This is a genomic window from Peribacillus sp. FSL E2-0218 (genome assembly GCF_037992945.1).
GTDB lineage: Bacteria > Bacillota > Bacilli > Bacillales > DSM-1321 > Peribacillus > Peribacillus simplex_B.
In genome coordinates this window covers 5,103,969-5,123,000 of sequence record NZ_CP150304.1, presented here as the reverse complement: position 1 = coordinate 5,123,000, position 19,032 = coordinate 5,103,969, and the positions used below count along the sequence as shown (strand labels likewise).

The window sequence follows — 19,032 nt, the reverse complement described above, 5'->3', positions numbered from 1 at the left end:
GATGAAACTTGAGGCTACAGGAAAAAGCGGGATCTGGCAAAAATTCGGGCCGTTACTCGCCTTGGTTCTATTATTTATCGTAATAACCGTATTAAATCCATCATTCATGGAACCGAACAATATTTTGAATCTATTGCGTCAAACCTCCATCAATGCACTTATTGCATTCGGGATGACCTTCATCATACTGACAGGCGGCATCGACTTGTCCGTCGGTTCCATTCTGGCACTGTCCAGCGCGCTTATGGCTGGCATGATGGTCTCGGGAATGGACCCGATCCTTGCCATATTGGTAGGTATATTACTTGGTGCAATTATGGGTGTAATCAATGGAATTCTCGTATCAAAAGGTAAAATGGCTCCTTTCATCGTTACATTGGCTACGATGACAATTTTCCGAGGCCTGACGCTCGTCTATACGGACGGGAAGCCGATCACGGGTATTGGTGACTCGGTCGCGTTCCAAATGCTTGGGAGAGGGTACTTCCTAGGCTTGCCGGTACCGGCGGTCGTGATGATCATCGCGTTTTTCATCCTATGGTTCCTGCTTCACAAAACATCATTTGGCCGCAAAACTTATGCCATTGGCGGAAATGAAAAGGCTTCCCGTATTTCCGGGATCAAAGTCGATCGCGTGAAGGTGGCCATATATGGGCTGGCAGGTACGATGGCCGCCATTGCCGGTGCGATCTTGACCTCGCGTCTGAATTCGGCACAGCCAACGGCGGGGCAATCCTATGAAATGGATGCCATCGCAGCCGTGGTGCTCGGCGGGACAAGCCTATCAGGCGGTAAAGGCCGATTGTTCGGCACGCTCGTGGGGGTCCTGATCATCGGTACCTTGAATAACGGAATGAATTTACTTGGTGTATCCTCTTTCTACCAGCAAGTGGTAAAAGGTGCAGTTATATTAATCGCGGTCTTACTTGACCGTAAAAAATCATAAGCAGGGGTGTAATTTATGAAAAAAATCGTATCGATCATCATGATCCTATCATTAATGGTCTTGGCTGCATGCTCAATGGATTCGGGTCTGAAAGATGATAAAAAAGAAAAGAAAGACTCTGTAAAAGGATTGAAGATCGGTGTCAGCATTTCAACTTTAAACAATCCGTTCTTCGTTTCATTAAAAGATGGGGTTGAAAAAGAGGCAAAAGAAAAAGGCATGAAAGTCACTGTTGTTGATGCCCAGGATGATACGGCTAAACAAATCAGCGGAATTGAAGATTTAATCCTGCAAAAGGTGGATGTCCTTCTTGTAAATCCAACAGACTCAGCGGCAATATCTTCAGCCGTTCAATCTGCAAATGAAGCTGGCATTCCTGTCATTACGATAGACCGCTCATCCGATGAAGGCGATATCAAAACATTCATCGCCTCCGATAATGTCGCTGGTGGGGAAATGGCCGCGGAATACCTAGTCAAAGAGCTTGGCGAAAAAGCAAAGGTAGTGGAGCTTGAAGGTGTATCAGGAGCGTCAGCAACTCGCGAACGCGGAAAAGGCTTCCATAATCTTGCGGACAAGCAATTGGATGTCGTGACAAGCCAGACGGCAGAATTCGACCGGACAAAAGGCCTTAACGTAATGGAAAATATCCTGCAAGGCAATAAAGATATCCAAGCGGTATTCGCTCATAATGATGAAATGGCATTAGGTGCCATTGAAGCGATCAAGGCAGCAGGCAAAGATATCATCGTGGTTGGCTTCGATGGCAATGATGATGCATTGAAGGCAGTCGAGAACGGTGAACTACAAGCGACAATTGCCCAGCAACCTGCCCTTATCGGCGAAGAGGCGGTTAATGCAGCGGAAAAGATCTTGAAAGGCGACAAAGTGGACGAGACCATTTCCGTACCGCTGAAATTAGTCACGAAAAAATAAAAAAACAAATTTTGAGAGTGCCGGAGCTAATCCGGCACTCTATTTTTGAGAGGTTTTCTGCGTCTCGGAAACGCTGCATACGTGTCTTTCAGATGCCGCTGGACTTACTAACGCTTAGTAATTTCATAAGGGCTATATGATTTGAATGTACATTCCTATGTGGGGAGAATGAGCGGGCGCGGTGAAAAGACGGACATTATATTGCAAAAGTAAAGCGGCCCATGTGTAGGACCGCTTCATGATTTAGCTTAAAGCTAGAGTATCCCTTGAGTAAGCATGGCATCCGCCACTTTAAGGAATCCAGCAATATTGGCACCCACAACCAAGTTACCAGGCTCACCGTATTCTTCTGCGGCTTCTATACTGTTTTTATAGATGTTTTTCATGATGCCGTATAATTTTGTATCGACTTCTTCAAACGTCCAAGGCATCCTGGCACTGTTTTGAGCCATTTCAAGGGCAGACACAGCTACTCCGCCTGCATTTGCCGCTTTTGCAGGCCCAAAAAGAATGCCATTATTAAGGAATACATCAATTGCCTCAAGCGTTGAAGGCATGTTGGCACCTTCACCGACTGCTTTCACATTATTTTTGATCAATAATTTTGCCGCTTCTTCATCCATTTCATTTTGTGTGGCACAAGGAAGGGCGATATCACAAGGTACGGACCAAATGCCGTAGCTGCCTTCATTGTATTCAGCTTCCGGATGTGCATGGACATACTCACTCAACCTTTTTCGGCCCACTTCTTTTAAATGTCTAATCGTATCAAGGTCCAGGCCATTTTCATCATAGATGTAGCCATTGGAATCACTGCAAGCAACAACCTTAGCTCCCAGTTGTGCAGCTTTTTCCATTGCATAAATGGAGACATTTCCAGATCCGGAAACGACAACCGTGCTGCCATGGAATTGTAAGCCTTTGTCCTTAAGCATCTCCTCGACGAAGTAAACCGTCCCATAACCAGTCGCTTCGGTACGGGCCAAGCTTCCGCCGTAGCTTAATCCTTTTCCGGTTAAAACTCCAGCATGGTAGCTGCCTTGCATCTTTTTATATTGACCAAAAAGATAACCGATTTCCCTGGCGCCGACCCCGATATCTCCAGCTGGTATGTCTGTGTCCGGCCCGATATAGCGACCGAGTTCCGACATGAAGCTTTGGCAAAAGCGCATGATTTCCGAATCTGATTTGCCTTTCGGATCGAAGTCCGACCCGCCTTTTCCTCCTCCAATCGGCTGGCCTGTAAGAGAGTTTTTAAAGATTTGCTCGAAACCAAGGAACTTTATGATACTTGAATTGACTGTGGGGTGGAAGCGCAGACCGCCTTTGAATGGACCGATTGCACTGTTGAATTGAACACGAAAACCACGATTGACTTGGACATTGCCTAGGTCATCGACCCAGGAAACGCGGAAGTTGATCATTCTTTCGGGTTCGACCAATCTTTGTAATATTCCATTTTTCATATATATGGGGTGTTTTGCAAATACGGGGACAAGTGAAAGGAATATTTCTTTGACCGCTTGATGGAATTCACTTTCATGTGGATTACGCTCCTTAACCTGTGCGTATACGTGCCTTACATATTCTTTTGCTGCCTGTAATTCTTCATGATCGACTGTTAGTGAAGTTGTCATTGATTTCGCTCTCCTTATCGGTAATTGGGACATCTGATAGTATAAATGAATGATTGAAACGATCTGCCTTTGGGTGATTCTTTCATGATATACCTAAAAATCGCAACGAACAATCTGAATATTAGATCAATTATTACCTGTTTTGATATGAAAGATGGAGCTTAAAGTGAAAAAATACACATAGAACATATACTAGAATAATACAAATCATGATATTACTTGGATAAAACCCTACGAAAATCATACAATTGTAAGCGTTTTTATTTTATTAGTATATAAATACATCTTACATTGTCTGAAAATTCATGTTATTATACGGAAAGTGGCCAGTGAGTTGTGAATCATTGATCACAATTGATATTGTTGTTTTTATTTATAAGGTAAATTCAGATAAATGATAAGGAGTGAATATAGTGAGCAGGAAAGCATATATCAACGAGCGAATGTACAAAGCCTCAACAGGAATAGCTAACGCCGTATTGGTTACATTAGGGATCGGGTTATTGTTCGAATCGGTAGGCGGGTATTTAGGGTGGGAGGTCTTCCTTGCCATAGGCGGAGCCGCAAAGGTCTTGCTTGCGCCTGCGCTGGGGGCCGGCATCGCGTATCAGCTTGGCGGGAATTCGTTAATTATTTTTAGCGCCATGGCTTCTAGTGCCGTTGGCGGCGCTGCAATTCACAGAACGGCCGAGGGGGCGTTCACGATCGCTACGGGGCAGCCGTTAAGTGCCGTCCTGGCAGCAGTAGTGGCAACATATGTAGGTAAGCGGCTAATCGGCAAAACAAAGTTGGATATCATGGCCATCCCATTGGGGGCGGTTCTAGTCGGGGGAGTGGCCGGATATGGCCTGGCTCTAGTCACGACGCCATTCCTAACATGGTTAAGCGGTCAAATTACCGCTGCCGTCGGTGGGTCGCCTTTAATCGGCTCCATGGTCATCGCTTTGGTATGGAGCATTTTATTGATGACCCCGGCGTCATCCGCGGCGCTTGCGATCGCCCTGCAATTAGATCCCGTTTCCAGTGCGGCAGCTTTAATCGGATGTACCGTACAGTTTGTCGGGTTCACTGTCATGTCTTATAAAGATAATGATATGGGCGGGTTCCTGGCCCAGATGGTCGTTACGCCAAAAGTCCAGTTTCCTAATTTAATCAAAAAGCCATTATATGTCGTCCCGCCTTTCATTGCGGCAATCATTTGCGCCCCGATCGCTACCATGGCATTTGATTTTCAGGTGCCGTATGAGCTTGGAGGGATGGGGTTAAGCTCAATGATTGCCCCGATTGCCATCATTACCGGGCAAGGATTGTATACGTTCTTGGTTTATGTCGCAGTCGGCATGGTCTTGCCAGCCGTGATCACCCTTGTCCTGCATCGAGTATTGAAAATGATGGGTAAAGTGAAACCGGGCGACCTGCATTTAGAAGTATCATGAGCAAGGATTTTCGTGAAGCCAGCCCGTGTGACGGGCTGGTTTTTATTTATAAAGCGATTAGGGTAAAATGGAAAGGAAAGCATTTGCATAGATAGGATGATAAGGATGGGAAAAGAAATAGATATAAAAGTGAAAGCTAAGTTTGCAAGCAAAATCGGCAAGGGCTTTCCGTTGATCGCTAAAGAGTCGATCGCCAATCTCGATGACCTCCAGGAAGAGGGGTCTCTAGTACGTCTGGTCGATGAGAATAAGCGATTCCTGGCAAAGGGATATTACGGGAAACAAAATAAGGGCTACGGATGGGTATTGACCAAAAGCGAAAATGAAAAAATCGACCAAACCTTCTTTAATGGAAAAATCGGCGCTGCCGTTGAATTCCGTAAACCGTATTATGACGATCCCGAGACGACCGCTTTCCGGTTGTTTAATGGGGAGGGCGATGGAATTGGTGGTTTAATCATCGATCATTATGACGGTCACTATGTCATCAGCTGGTATAGCAAAGGGATTTATTCGTTTAAAGACACCATTATCAAGGCATTGCAGGATACGGTCGAGGTCAAATCGATTTATCAAAAGAAACGCTTTGATACGAAGGGGCAGTATGTCGATGAAGATGATTTCGTCATGGGTGAACAACCGGAATTTCCCCTACTTGTTAAGGAAAATGGAGTCCAGTTCGCCGTTTATTTGAATGATGGCGCGATGGTCGGTGTCTTCCTCGATCAGCGCGATGTCAGACGGAAAATCCGCGATGAATACGCAAAAGGAAAAACGGTGCTGAATATGTTCTCCTACACGGGGGCATTTTCCGTGTTTGCCGCTTTGGGCGGTGCGATTAAAACAACAAGCGTCGATCTTGCGAATCGGAGTTTACCGAAGACGATCGAACAGTTCGGCGTGAACGGAATAGATCCTGAAACACAGAACATCGTGGTGATGGATGTATTCAAGTATTTTAAATATGCAGTGAAGAAAGAGTTGAAATTCGACTTGGTCATCCTCGATCCGCCGAGTTTTGCCAAATCGAAGAAGTTTACGTTCAGCGCTGGCAAAGACTATACGAATCTATTGAAGGACACCATTGCAATTACTGAAGACGACGGAGTCATCATCGCTTCGACTAATTGCAGCACGTTCGACATGAAAAAGTTCAAGAGCTTCATCGATGCAGCCTTCAGGGAATGTAACGGGAAGTATGAAATCGTCGAGCAATTCTCATTGCCGGCTGATTTCAAGACAAGTCGGGAATATAAGGAAGGCAACTATTTAAAAGTGGTCTTCATCAAGAAAATCATGGGTTGAAAAAAAGGGCAATCACCGCTTATTTAAGGCGGCGATTGCCTTTTTTCATTGTTTCATGTGGAACGGAATCAACATCATCCTGTCATGTGCTGGGCGTTTCATTTTTCAGTCCGTTCGCAAAACCGAAAGAAGGGTCTTTGCGAATGCTGGTAGCGATGAAAAATTGGGCAGCATAATAGGTAAGCATGATCAGTGGACCAGAGAAGGCAATGACGTCGACGAATTTGTTCCAAGCTAGGATGGAATCGGAAATCACAAACAGCATCCCGCCGATGATTACAACGGCATTTCTGGTCATCATCGCCGTCCAGCCCATGAGCGAAATGACCGTCACATAACCGATTACAGGGATGATGAGGCCATTTTCACCCGTTTCTATCAAGGAAAGGATAATTTCCCGACAAATCACCGTCGAGTAAGCGGCAATCGGCAGAATCGTTGCGAATCGAAGCCAGGAAAAGTTCCATGATTTCAGGAAGGCCGCAATATAGAAAAGGTGGCCGATCAAGAAGGCGGAAAGGCCGATAAGAAACCAAATCAACAAGCCATCTCCAAGCATGCAAAAGAATAGTCCAAGGAGGATCGGAATTTGATATCGATTCCCTCGTCCTCCTTTTTTGCTGGCATAAAGCAAAATCAATAACATCGGAATCACTTTAAAGCTGATTTTCAGAAGCAATGGCTCTTCAGGTATGACGAATATATAGGCTAGTCCCGTAATAAGGATCGCCGCAGGCAACCACTTCGTTAACATCGGAATCCCTCCTTTACAGTTACATTCTATGCATCGGCATGGAACACCTTGCTCCTAAAAAAAAAGACGCCTGGAAAACCAGGCGTCCATTCGATCATAAGGCCGAATCTTCTTTAATAAAAGCTTGCTTTAACCAGTTCTTGCCCTCGACGAGCCGTGACACGAGCATGGCACAAACTGTGTTTCCTGTTGAGTTCAACAGTGTAGCAGGTGCATCGATTATCGTCGATATAACGGCAATGATCGGCAAAACTTCAACCGGGAAGCCGAATACGCTGAGAATCAGCATTTCCCCGATCATCCCTCCTCCAGGAATGGCACCCATGACAGCACCAACCAAAAAGGCAACGGCAAGGATGCTCAATATGCTTGAAATGCTGGTCATATCCTTACCGAATAAGCTGAATAGGAATACGATTTTCAGAACCCCGCCAAATACGGACCCATCCTTATGAGTGTTGGCTCCGAGTGGAATGACCGTTTCCGCAATATCCTTTGGCACGCCCATTTTCTTGACTGATTCCAGATTGACTGGAATGCACGCGGCACTGGAGCACGTAGCGATGGCTGTAATTGATGGTGCCAAGGCATTTTTCCAAAATAATTTGACGCCATCCTTCCCTCCTGCGATGAAGGCATACAAAGTGAAGAAGCCAAAATAATAAATTAAAGCTAAGACGAGATAAAGAACGAAGGTACGGGCATAGCCCTCCAAAATCTGCGGCCCGAGCTGTCCGATGATCGTCGCAAAATAAGCGCCAAGTCCAATGGGTGCATAGTACATGACGATCTTCACGACCTTCATCATGACTGCCGTTCCAGCTGTTAAAAATTCGGTGATCGGTCTAGCCTTCTCGCCGACAAGTGCAGTAGAAAGTCCAATTAATACCGAGAAAACGATAAGCTGGAGCATATTGCTCCTGGAGAACAGTTCGGGAAAATCGGATACGGTTACAGTGTTGACCAGTTGACTGAAGAAAGAAACTTCTTCAACCTTTTCCTCAGGGGAACTGTTTTCCATCAATTCTTTGATGGCTGTCGTATCTGTGCCCTCCAAAGGGTTTATGATGGTTGTCCCAATGAATCCAATCACGGCAGCCAATGCGGCTGTCGTCAGGAAAACGATCACGATGCTGCCCATGATTTTTCCGAGGCGGTTCATTCCACTCATATTGGCAATGGCCGAAGCGATGCTGAAAAATACCAAGGGAACGATGATCGTGAACATCAGATTTAGGAATAAGTCTCCCAGCGGTTGTATGACCGAGGTTTTCTCACCGAAAACGACGCCTGCTATCCCACCGATAATGATGGCAGTGAGTAGGATCAATGAGGATCGATAGTTTTTAAAAAAGCTCTTCATGAAAAATTCCGTCCTTTCAGGATGAAGATAATCAATAAAAATATACTTCATTATCAACTTTAGATGAAGGTTTGACAATATATTTTTAAAGGAAGGAATGTTAAAAGGCGAAACGCAATACATAATAAGAAGAAAGAATGAAAAGCGTGGGTAAGGAGGAGTAATATGACATTTTTTGATGTGGAAGAGGGTGTCCGGCTATTTTATGAAGAAAAGGGACAGGGCCGGCCAATCATTTTTATCCATGGAGTATGGATGAGCAGTCGCTTCTTTACAAAGCAACTTCCATACTTCTCCCAAAATTATCGCACGATATTGCTTGATTTAAGAAGTCATGGAAAATCAAACCAAGTTCATTACGGAAATACGGTTTCCGTATATGCAAAGGATCTCCATGCGTTCATTACTGAACGGGGATTGAAGGATGTCATCCTTGTCGGCTGGTCGATGGGGGCTTTTGTCGTCTGGGATTACCTGAAGCAATTCGGCGGGGGGAATGTCCATTCAACCGTGATCGTCGATGAGCTGGCTTCTGATTTTAAATGGCCTGACTTTGATATTGGTGCATTTGACATTGGCACATTGATCGCCTTCATGACGGAGATCCAAACGAATCGCACGCCTTTTTTACAAACCTTCCTATCCTCCATGTTTAAAAACGAATTATCCGCGGAGGATGCAAATTGGATGCTCGGGGAAGTAACGAGAATGCCTGAATCTATTGCCAGCAGCATTCTATTCGACCAATCAATCGTTGATTATCGTGAATTCCTGCCCCAAATTACCGTTCCCACGCTTCTTTGTTTTGGAAGGGAGGAAAAAGTGATTCCTGTTGCTGCAGGGGAGCATTTGCATGAACATATCCCGGAATCCCAACTCGTAATCTTCGAAGATAGCTGCCATTGTCCTTTTTTGGAAGAAAGCGATTTGTTTAACAAAACCATCGATGCCTTTATTCAAAAAGGAATAGGAAGGGCTGGAGGATAAGCATTTTCCCCGTTTCCAATGGCTAAGAAATTCGGGGGTGCGAAAGGAAGCGTATCGCTAAGCGGGATTTTCGCACCTTCCGTAACGATCAGGAGCTGATTACAGCGGTGGAAGGCAAAAGTAAAAGGACCGGTCCGGTTCAATACCGAATACGATCCTTGAAAGTGGTATCTAAAGTTCACTTTTAACAGTGGGCCTTTATCATTCGGCAATGCTGGATGGAGCGGATTCCTGCCCATATTCATTAACGGCTGTTACATAATAATGAGCTTTTGAGGCATTTTTATCTACATAACTTTTACGTTCGTACTCTGAGATGCTTCCAATGTGCGTGAATGTCCCTCCAGGCACTTTTTTGTATATCCGGTAGCCAATAATGTTTCCTTCTCGTACGGCATACCAGGATAACAAATCACCGCTTATTTTTACGTTCGTTGGCGAATCTGGCAGCTTCGCTTCATTTTCAAGCTGCATCGCTTCTTCTTCCTTTAATTCTGCATATACGACCAATCGTTCCTGATGCGTGCCTTTTGATCGGTCGAAGGTGCCTGTGCATGTAATTAAGTTCAAATGGCGCCCTTTGCTATATCCGAAGATTTCGTTAAGAGGGGCTTTGTCTCGTGGGTAGCTTTGTTTCTTTTTCACCACAAATGTGAGTTTTGTTCCTTGTTTGTCCTTAACCGTAATTTCATCGCCTTTTTCGAGGTCTTTCAAATGATAAAAAATGGCGGGTCCTGTCTTGCTGTCTACATGCCCTGCCAATACTGCATTCCCTTTCACCCCTGGTTTTGAACCAGGTTCAAACCAAGCGACACCGTCTTCAGTGGAAGGGGCATCCATTTGCCCTGTTTCCAATAAACCGACTTGCTCGATTGAAGCATTCACATCAATGGAAGGAATGGCTATATCCGTTGGGATAATGCCAGTGAATTTTTTATTGAGCGGTTTTTTTTCTGTCTTATGCTCCTTTAATACCGTGAATTCTTCTGCAAGTGTGACGCGGTTTTTTAAGTTTTCCTTTTGTATTTCTTTAACCTGTTTCATATCCTGCTCTTTCGTTTCTGATGCTTGAACCATTAATTGTTTCACATAAATCGTTCCACTTACTAGAATAATGGCTATTAAGATAAAACAAGCGAAATGAATTAGTTTATTCATATCATGACCTCATTTCAATCACTCAATTTGAAAAAAAAAAGAGAGATTACACTCTCTTTTTTTCATTATTATATAGGGTAAGGAAAATTTGTTTTTTCTTATTAAGACAGTTTTCTTTTACGTACGACCACTACTGCCATTAACGCGGCTAATGAACCTAACGCTGTCCAAATGACCGTTAGTGGGTTCGTTGTTTGTTCGGAAGCACCGCCCATGCCCGTTTTAGGCATATCGGATGGCATCGCCGTTCCGGCAAACTTGTCTGGGTTTTGCTTTACAATCGCATCGCCAAGCGCTTGACCGACACCAAACATTAATTTGTACCCTTCACGGTATGTGTCATAGCTTCCAGCATAGTCACCCGCTACATATTGTTCAAACGTTTTGATGACAGTATCTTCATGCGCTTTAACCGCTTCTTGAGCTGCCTTCGTTGGCAGATTCTCTCCTGTTGCACTACCTAGGAATGTACCAAACTCTTGTGCAAATTTATGGAGCTTATCTTTTGCGGCCTGTTCGCCTGCTTTATCGTCTTTTATTTGTGCACTAACGAATTCAGCTTGGGCATTGATGTGATCTCCCTGCCAAATTTTTTCGAATTGGGCGGCACCTTCATCACCATATACTGAACCGATCGCTGCTTTGAAATCAGCTGTATTGACATTTTCAGACCATCCAATATAATCATAGTCCTTTGCCCCTTCGAAGCCTTTTTGCATGCCCATTGTTGCTAAAGCAAAGTGTTCAGCTGTCAAACTATTCAATGTAGACCGTAAATCAGCGGCAGGTGTGTCCGCTTTTGAATTTTCAAATTTATCCGGCATTTGCGTTACAATGGAAGTGGATAACGCTTTACTGATGTCGAACATATGTTGGAAGCCTTCACGATATGTTTTGGCAGCACCTTCATAATCGCCTTCTACGTAGTCTTCAAATGTTTCTTTTACTTGTTCTTCATGCATGCGAAGCGCTTCTTTGGCTGCAGCTTCAGGTAGTTTACCTTCAGTCGCTGTACTTAAAAACTTGGCAAATTCGTTTACGAATTGTTCCACTTCTTTATCTACTTCAGCCATGGCAGCTTCATCATTATCCTTTGTCGCTTTCACAAAATCATCTGTATAGTTGTTATGCTCCCGGAAGATTCTCTCAAATTCAGCTGCGCCTTTCTCTCCATAAATGGAGGCAATGGCTGGTTCCATATCGACTGCATTTTGATCCAGGGCCTTGAATGCTTCGTCTGCATCTTTAGATCCTTCGTAAGCCGTTGTCATTGCTGCTACTGCCAATGTGAAGTGCTCAGATAATAAGTAGTCCAGGTCAGCCCGTAAATCGGCTGCCGGTGTCACCGCCGTTGGTTTCATTTCTGCAGCACTTACGTTGGCCATCGTTGGCATTAGTAGTGAAGCACCTAATACAGGAATAATAAATTTTTTACTCAATCTCATTTTATCCACTCTCCTCATTCATAATGTTTCACTCCGTTTTTCTTTACACCTAATAAACGGGGAGAGGGATGGGTTTGGATCACTATTTTTAAAAATAAATTTTTATTTTCTATTTTCTTGGTCTAAAGAACAGGTTTTTTCACCTGTTATAAGGAGGAGAAAGGGGAGGATTCAGTCAGCTGGATTAATGAAAACCGCACTATTCCTTATCTCTAATTTCTTCTAAGTTCTCTATTACACGGATATTTTGTTTTTCTATATTCTTTAATCTTTTTTCAATGATATTTGAAGAAAAAAATACGATTAGTATAAGAGCCATTCCAATTAGAATTTCCATATTTCCCTCCTTTGAAATCGAAGCCAATGCTTGAAGGATATGTATATACTTACTGTATAAAAGCTTATCACTTTCATAAAATCTTGATTAACAAGTAAAAAAAGAGAAATTAATAGTAGTAAATAGATGGAATGCGGAAAATGAGTCCACTTAAACCCATCTTTATTTTACTACAATTATCCAAACTGAACCTTTGTAAGAGAGATTTGTTTCAATTGCTTCCGGAAGCTCTCAATTTCAACAATTTAAGTGATTTCAGCATGCAATAAAGGGAATACTGGAACTAATGCAAGTCCTGCATGAACATTTTTATATCCTTTTCACGGGAATTGGGCTATTATGAGGTGGATTTAAGCTGGTAAGTTCGTGATTCTTAGAATGAGAGAAACTTACAGGGAAAGTGATGGAGAGGATAAAATGGATGAACAGTTGCCATACAATGAAATTATAGATGTTTGTTTACTTGCGGGGAAAATCATGCTCCAGAACGGGGCGGAAACCTCACGTGTGGAAGATACGATGGTCAGAATTGCTGCAGCGTTTGGATGTGGGGATTCACACAGCTTCTCGACCCCTACGGGAATCATTTTTTCCTTGGATGGCATGCACCCGGCTTCCAAATTGATCCGGGTTTCCACGCGGTCTACGGATTTACACAAGGTAACCTTGGTCAATAGCATTTCCCGGAGCATTTCGAGCAAGGAAATGACACCAGCGGAGGCTTTTTTACGGTTAAAGGAAATTGAAAGGGCGGGAATGGGTTATCCCCTTTGGGGCCAGATCTTTGCTGCCTTCATAGCGAGCGGATGTTTCTTGATCATGTTCCAAGGACAATGGAATGACTTCATCTGGTCCTGTATAGCGGGTGGCATGGGCTTTTCCTGTCTGCTTTATTTACATAGGTTACTGGAGGTTCGTTTTTTCGCTGAATTCATTGCCTCATTAGTGGTGGGCTTGGCGGCCATATTCTTTGTGTACATTGGCGTAGGAAGTCACTTGGATACGATCATCATTGGTGCGGTGATGCCGCTTGTTCCAGGGCTGTTAATTACGAATGCAGCCAGGGATTTAATCGCAGGCCATTTAGTTTCGGGTCTATCCAAGGGAGCCGACGCAGGTTTGACTGCTTTAGCGATAGGGGCAGGAATATCGGCTGCGTTTGTTTTCTTATGAGTTTTGGGGAGGAGAAAGGATGTTAGCACAGCTTATAACAAGTTTCATTGCCTCTGCCGCCTTTGGAGTCATCTTTAATGTACCGAAAAGTTCATTGTTCCAGTGTGGCTGTGTAGGGATGATCGGATGGATCTTATATTATTTTTTGGTTGAAAATGAGATAGACAGCATCATAGCGACTCTTGCCTCTGCCTTTGTCGTAGCGGTCATCAGTCAATATTTTGCTAAAAGGTTTAAAACACCGATTACCATATTCAATGTATCGGGAATCATTCCCCTCGTGCCGGGCGGCCTGTCTTATAATGCCATGAAGCATTTTGTCGTGAATGACTTTTATGTAGCGGTTCAATTGGCCGCTAAGGTTTTCATGCTGGCGGGAGCCATAGCGATGGGATTGATCTTTGCGGAAGTGATGAACCAACTGGTAATCAAGTACAATAGAAGAAAGATGAGATTAAGAAGGTAGGCAAAAAAGAGAAAGGAGAGTTGAGATCCTTTCTCTTTTTAATATTTTAAAATAAGATTCGCACTTACAGAGGATCTTTCATTCCCGTGTTGGCCGTCACCAGGATCTCGTCATATTTTTTGGCATCGGCTTTCTTGCTTGACAGCAATGTTCCGGCGATGGCGGCGATGAAGCCGATCGGAATCGAAACGATGCCTGGATTGGCAAGCGGGAATACTGGGTCGCCTACGAATATGGCGGCTCCCTCGATGGGTGACCAGACATTGGGGCTAAGGAAAACAAGAATCAAGGAACTGGCTAGCCCGACGACCATCCCCGTAACAGCGCCGGCGGTGTTAAAGCGTTTCCAGAATACCGTGAAGATGATGATGGGCAGGTTGGCACTGGCAGCGACTGCAAAGGCAAGGGATACAAGGAAAGCGACATTCATGTTTTGGGCAAACAAGGCAAGGATGATGGAAAGGACCGACACCCCGATTGATGCCCAGCGAGCCGCAACGACTTGTTCTTTGTCGGTGGCCTGGCCTTTGCGAATGATATGGCCATAAAAATCATGGGCAAAGGCAGAGGCAGCCGATAGAACGAGTCCGGCCACAACCGCCAAGATGGTAGCGAAGGCAACTGCAGACACGAAGGCGAACAGGAAGTCGCCGCCGATGGCATCGGCAAGCAGCGGAGCCGCCATATTGCCGGCAGCATTCGCCGCGATGATTTTGTCATAACCAACAAAGGCCGCGGCTCCAAATCCAAGGAAAATGGTCATGATATAAAAGATTCCGATGATCCATGTGGCATAAACGACGGACTTCCTGGCAGTGATGGCGTCTTTTACCGTAAAGAATCGGATGAGAATGTGAGGCAGTCCCGCTGTCCCGAGGACGAGAGCCAAATTAAGGGAAAGGGTATCCAATGGATCCTTGAATTTATTCCCCGGATTGAGGAAATCGCCCCCTAAAGGGGTTGCTGTTTTCATTTGCTTGAACATCTCGATCACACTAAAGTCGAATTTAGCCAACACGATCAGCGAGATGATGAACGTACCTGCCATCAATAATACGGCTTTGACGATCTGGACCCAGCTGGTGGCCGTCATCCCGCCGAATACTACATAAACGGTCATTAAAATGCCTACGATGATAACGGAGTACAGATAATCGATTCCGAGTAAGAGTTTTATAAGGGCACCTGCACCGACAAGTTGGGCGATCATATAAAAAGTGGATATGGATATGGTGTTAAGGGCAGCGACCCCGCGCACCTTCTTTTCATTGAAGCGGGCAGCAATCATATCCGCCAGCGTATATTTCCCAAGGTTACGCAACGGTTCGGCCACGATATAAAGAACGACCAGGTAAGCGACAAGAAATCCTATGCTGTAGAAAAAACCATCAAAACCGGACAGTGCGACCATCCCCGCGATCCCGAGAAAAGAGGCGGCAGACATATAATCGCCTGCAATCGCCCAGCCGTTTTGCCAACCAGACAGGCTGCTGTCCGCCGTATAAAAGTCGGCGGTCGTTTTTGTGCGCCGAGAAGCAAAATAGGTAATCACCAATGTTAAGCCGACGATGAGTAAAAATAGTATAAATGCGAGCATATTCATGATTATTTCACCCTTATCCTTTCGCTTCTTTAACGATTTTTTCAACCAATTCGTCAAAACGGGCCGCTTTTCTGGAATAAAGGATGCACAAGGTCCAGGTCATGATGAATTGGGCAAAAGCAAAGACCCATGCCCAGCTGATGTCCCCGAATGCATTGGAGTTAAGAACTTTCGAATAGGAAGTAAGGATGGGTAAGGTGAAATAAAAGACCATGAAAAAGATGGATAGCGGGACGATGAAATTGCGCTTTTTCTTCAGGAGTTCTTGAAACGATCGAGATTGGACGATTTTACTGTAATCCTTGGAAGCGCTTACTTCCGCTTGTTTTGCAATTGAATCGTTTGATGCCAAAGTGGTTCCCCCTTCACTTTTTAAGATTTGGTTTTAAATTACCAATTTTATGATACCAGCTTTTAGTATATATTTATCTGAATATATTGTAAATTCAAAATTTACAAATCGTCCCTTTTTCATTCGACATCAAAGACCGGAAAAAGTCGGCCAATGGCCGGAATATCGGTGAAAAAGGCCGGATTATTCCATTACGATAAAACGACCCTTAAGGAAAAATTAAGCTTCGTTAGCGATACTTCTTTCAGCAAAGGAAATCTGAAGGGAGAAAAATGATGAAAAAGTGGATGATGCTAAGCGCGGTATTGGTGCTAGCCATTGGGGGTTCGTTTTGGTTTTTCATGAAGGAAAAAGCGGAGCCAGCTGTGGCTAAGTCGGTGACGGCCCAGGTTGAAAAGGGAGACCTTGAAGTCGAGATAAGTGGTTCGGGTTCTGTTGCTGCAATCAATAGTGAGGACGTCACTTCCTCGGCCGCAGCCGAGGTGGATGAGGTGCTTGTAGAGAAAAATGAATCGGTTGAAAAGGGTGACGAGCTCATTACCTTCACGGATGGAAGTGATCCGGTAACGGCCCCATTCGATGGTACGGTAACCACGTTGGATGTAGAGGCGGGCGATAGAATATCAGGCAGTGATGTGGTGGCACATGTTACGGATTATAAAAAATTGAAAACAACGGTCAGTGTGGATGAGTTGGATATTCCAAGCGTCAAAAAAGGACAAACGGTCGAGATAAAAGCGAGCGCCTTCGAAGATGAAACGTTCACGGGGAAGGTGACCAGTGTATCAAGGGAGGGTACGTATGAAAATGGCGTCTCTTCATTCGATGTCACGATTCAAATTGATAAGCCTCGCGATATCAAAATTGGGATGTCGACTGAGGTGAGCATTTTGACGAATCGTGCGAAAGATGCCTTATATGTCCCGATTGAAGCAGTCCAAATGGATGGTGATCAGAAATATGTCAATGTCCAGGAGGCTGGTGCAACGGATGCAGTAGCCCGTTCAAAGACGTTGGTCGAGACTGGAATCAGTAATGATAGGTATATTGAAATAACTTCTGGGCTGGAAGAGGGACAGGAGGTTTCGTTACCGATAACGATCTCCAATGAAAACCGGACAGGCAGCGGCTTCAATGGAATGAGGGGCGGCCAAGGAATGCCAAGTGGCGGGGAAATGCAAATGCCAAGCGGAGGCGGGATGCCAGGCGCTGGCGGAATGCCGAGCGGCAAGGGAGGTCAGTGAAATGGTGAAACCCATCATCAAAATCCAAAATATGTCCAAATCATATGAACTGGGCGGTGAAACCGTTAAGGCGCTTCAGGATGTATGTCTTACCATCGATAAAGGCGATTTCATTTCCATCATCGGTCCATCCGGATCAGGGAAATCGACGTTCATGAATATGATAGGGTGCCTCGATAAGCCTGACACAGGTGAATATCTTCTTGACGGAAAAGAAGTTGAAAAAATGAAGGATAATGAGCTAGCGGCAATTCGCAATATTAAAATAGGGTTCATCTTTCAAAATTTCAATCTGTTGGCGAAGTTGACAGCGCTGGAAAATGTCGAGCTTCCCCTTGTCTATAGAGGAGTGAGCGTGAAGGAAAGAAAAGAGGCCGCCGTTGCCTGTCTTGATAGGGTAGGCCTGGGTGACCGGATGAACCATTTGCCGAATCAACTTTCCGGCGGACAGCAGCAAAGGGTGGCAATCGCAAGGGCATTGGCGGGCAACCCTCCCGTTTTATTGGCGGATGAGCCGACGGGGGCACTTGATAGCAAAACAAGTAAAGAAGTGCTGCAGATGCTAAAAGATTTAAACGAAAAGGGGCAAACCATCATCCTTATCACCCATGACATGGAAGTGGCAAAGGAAGCAACTCGTGTCGTTCGGATTCAGGATGGACAGCTTTTTGAAAGCGGAGGTGATTGGATTGAACTTGAGCGAATCGATGAAGATGGCCATACGCTCTATCAAAACCAATAAGGTCCGTGCTTTTTTAACCATGCTTGGCATCATTATCGGCGTTGCCTCCGTCATTGTCCTGGTTTCGATTGGGCAAGGGTCCTCACAGTCCGTTCAAGATGAGATAAATAGCCTGGGAACGAATTTATTGACGGTAAGTGTCACGGATACGGATTCAGTGGAGCCGACGGAGGACACGATTGATCAGTTTAAGGAACTAGACGGGATAGCCGATGTGGCGCCTGTGGTCACGGGCCGCGTTTATGCAAAAAACGGTGAAAATTCGGCCCAGGTCTCCATGACAGGTGCCACTTCAGCTTATTTATCGGTTCGGGACCTTGAGCTTAGTCAAGGGCGATTTTTGACGGACCTGGAAACGGAATTACGCTCCAAGGTCGTTATCCTAGGGTCTGATACAGCAAGCACGCTTTTTGAAGGTCAAAACGCGGTGGATCAAAACGTTCTTATCGGCGGTGTTTCCTATCGAGTGATCGGTGTGCTGAAATCAGTAGGAACCTCCATGGGCTCGAGCGGCGATGATGTAATCATTGCACCGATCACCACTGCCGAACGGGCGACGGGCAGCACGACGATCGGGACCGTTTATGTAAAAGCCAAGAACGAGAACATCGTGGAACGGGTCATGTATCAAGTGCAAGGTGTGATGACAGCTTCATTTCCTAGCCAAAGTGATAATTATTCCGTATCCAATCAAGAGGATTTGATGGAAACAATGAGCTCCGTATCCGATACGTTCACGCTCATGCTTGGCGGCATTGCCAGTATATCGCTGCTTGTGGGCGGGATAGGCATCATGAATATCATGCTGGTATCCGTCTCGGAAAGGACGAAGGAAATCGGGATCCGAAAGGCAATCGGGGCAAACCGGAAATCGATCCTTCTGCAATTTTTAATTGAAGCGGTCGTCTTGAGCTGCCTAGGGGGATTGTTGGGAGTGGCAATTGGATTCGGAATCGCAAGGTCGATTTCAGCTTTTTCAACATTAACGATTAGTTATTCATGGTCGGTGACACTGTTTGCCTTCTTATTCTCGATATTGATCGGGATTGTCTTTGGCGTATTCCCTGCCAATAAGGCATCGAAATTGAATCCAATCCAGGCACTGCGGCACGAGTGAACATACAAATTATAAAGAAAGCGGCTAGGAA

18 protein-coding genes are annotated in these 19,032 nt (G+C 44.9%); 10 read left to right on the top strand and 8 right to left on the bottom strand.

The genetic code is table 11. The annotated features are described in order from the left end of the window. The first annotated feature begins 1 nt into the window (after position 1). A complete protein-coding gene (gene rbsC, locus MHI53_RS24790; protein WP_061141403.1) occupies positions 2-946 on the top strand; it encodes a ribose ABC transporter permease in 945 nt (314 codons plus the stop codon). 15 nt (positions 947-961) lie between these two features. Beyond that, the gene (rbsB, locus tag MHI53_RS24785; protein WP_340372536.1) at positions 962-1,882 is read left to right on the top strand and encodes a ribose ABC transporter substrate-binding protein RbsB; all 921 of its coding nucleotides are present in this window, start codon (positions 962-964) and stop codon (positions 1,880-1,882) included. Between the two features lie 254 nt (positions 1,883-2,136). On the opposite strand, the gene gdhA is transcribed toward rbsB, so the two are convergent. Further along, on the bottom strand, positions 2,137-3,519 hold the full coding sequence (gdhA, locus tag MHI53_RS24780; protein WP_340372535.1) for an NADP-specific glutamate dehydrogenase: 1,383 nt from the start codon (positions 3,517-3,519) through the stop codon (positions 2,137-2,139). 443 nt (positions 3,520-3,962) lie between these two features. On the opposite strand from gdhA, the gene MHI53_RS24775 reads away from it, so the two are divergent. Together MHI53_RS24775 and MHI53_RS24770 are read left to right on the top strand one after the other, a co-directional pair. Then, positions 3,963-4,955 carry a PTS sugar transporter subunit IIC gene (locus MHI53_RS24775; RefSeq protein ID WP_061141818.1) on the top strand — a complete coding sequence of 331 codons (993 nt, stop codon included), beginning with the start codon at positions 3,963-3,965 and terminating at the stop codon, positions 4,953-4,955. Positions 4,956-5,060: 105 nt separating this feature from the next. Beyond that, positions 5,061-6,260, top strand: a complete 1,200-nt coding sequence (locus MHI53_RS24770; RefSeq protein ID WP_340372534.1) for a class I SAM-dependent rRNA methyltransferase — start codon at positions 5,061-5,063, stop codon at positions 6,258-6,260. A gap of 82 nt (positions 6,261-6,342) precedes the next feature. On the opposite strand, the gene MHI53_RS24765 is transcribed toward MHI53_RS24770, so the two are convergent. Beyond that, positions 6,343-7,014, bottom strand: a complete 672-nt coding sequence (locus MHI53_RS24765) for a lysoplasmalogenase (protein WP_340372533.1) — start codon at positions 7,012-7,014, stop codon at positions 6,343-6,345. Between the two features lie 94 nt (positions 7,015-7,108). Beyond that, entirely contained in the window at positions 7,109-8,377 is a 1,269-nt protein-coding gene (locus MHI53_RS24760) for a dicarboxylate/amino acid:cation symporter (RefSeq protein WP_340372532.1), read from the bottom strand. A 165-nt stretch (positions 8,378-8,542) separates the two neighbouring features. On the opposite strand from MHI53_RS24760, the gene MHI53_RS24755 reads away from it, so the two are divergent. Then, a complete protein-coding gene (locus tag MHI53_RS24755) occupies positions 8,543-9,364 on the top strand; it encodes an alpha/beta hydrolase (protein WP_340372531.1) in 822 nt (273 codons plus the stop codon). A gap of 201 nt (positions 9,365-9,565) precedes the next feature. Here the strand turns inward: MHI53_RS24755 and MHI53_RS24750 are convergent, their stop codons facing one another. From MHI53_RS24750 to MHI53_RS24740, 3 genes are all read right to left on the bottom strand, one after another. Continuing rightward, positions 9,566-10,522, bottom strand: a complete 957-nt coding sequence (locus tag MHI53_RS24750; protein WP_340372530.1) for a class F sortase — start codon at positions 10,520-10,522, stop codon at positions 9,566-9,568. Positions 10,523-10,623: 101 nt separating this feature from the next. Next, the gene (locus MHI53_RS24745; RefSeq protein ID WP_340372529.1) at positions 10,624-11,967 is read right to left on the bottom strand and encodes a copper amine oxidase; all 1,344 of its coding nucleotides are present in this window, start codon (positions 11,965-11,967) and stop codon (positions 10,624-10,626) included. A gap of 199 nt (positions 11,968-12,166) precedes the next feature. Further along, entirely contained in the window at positions 12,167-12,304 is a 138-nt protein-coding gene (locus MHI53_RS24740; protein ID WP_340372528.1) for a hypothetical protein, read from the bottom strand. Between the two features lie 417 nt (positions 12,305-12,721). Between MHI53_RS24740 and MHI53_RS24735 the strand changes: the two genes are divergently transcribed. Together MHI53_RS24735 and MHI53_RS24730 are read left to right on the top strand one after the other, a co-directional pair. Next, positions 12,722-13,477: a threonine/serine exporter family protein gene (locus MHI53_RS24735; protein WP_061141816.1), complete on the top strand. Its 756-nt coding sequence runs from the start codon at positions 12,722-12,724 to the stop codon at positions 13,475-13,477. Positions 13,478-13,496: 19 nt separating this feature from the next. Then, positions 13,497-13,943 (top strand): threonine/serine exporter family protein, encoded by a 447-nt coding sequence (locus MHI53_RS24730; RefSeq protein ID WP_061141394.1) that lies wholly within the window; start codon positions 13,497-13,499, stop codon positions 13,941-13,943. Positions 13,944-14,007: 64 nt separating this feature from the next. Here MHI53_RS24730 and MHI53_RS24725 read toward each other — a convergent pair whose 3' ends face one another. Both MHI53_RS24725 and MHI53_RS24720 read right to left on the bottom strand, forming a co-directional pair. Next, on the bottom strand, positions 14,008-15,546 hold the full coding sequence (locus MHI53_RS24725) for a cation acetate symporter (RefSeq protein WP_061141393.1): 1,539 nt from the start codon (positions 15,544-15,546) through the stop codon (positions 14,008-14,010). Positions 15,547-15,559: 13 nt separating this feature from the next. Further along, positions 15,560-15,898, bottom strand: a complete 339-nt coding sequence (locus MHI53_RS24720; RefSeq protein ID WP_100533244.1) for a DUF485 domain-containing protein — start codon at positions 15,896-15,898, stop codon at positions 15,560-15,562. A 272-nt stretch (positions 15,899-16,170) separates the two neighbouring features. Here MHI53_RS24720 and MHI53_RS24715 point away from each other — a divergent pair, with 272 nt between their 5' ends. From MHI53_RS24715 to MHI53_RS24705, 3 genes are read left to right on the top strand one after another with little or no spacing between them, the layout of a single operon-like run. After that, on the top strand, positions 16,171-17,142 hold the full coding sequence (locus tag MHI53_RS24715; protein WP_340372527.1) for an HlyD family efflux transporter periplasmic adaptor subunit: 972 nt from the start codon (positions 16,171-16,173) through the stop codon (positions 17,140-17,142). 1 nt (position 17,143) lies between these two features. Further along, the gene (locus MHI53_RS24710) at positions 17,144-17,884 is read left to right on the top strand and encodes an ABC transporter ATP-binding protein (RefSeq protein WP_061141390.1); all 741 of its coding nucleotides are present in this window, start codon (positions 17,144-17,146) and stop codon (positions 17,882-17,884) included. After that, on the top strand, positions 17,811-19,001 hold the full coding sequence (locus MHI53_RS24705; RefSeq protein WP_340372526.1) for an ABC transporter permease: 1,191 nt from the start codon (positions 17,811-17,813) through the stop codon (positions 18,999-19,001). Before MHI53_RS24710 ends, MHI53_RS24705 begins: the two co-directional genes overlap by 74 nt. Positions 19,002-19,032 lie beyond the last annotated feature (31 nt).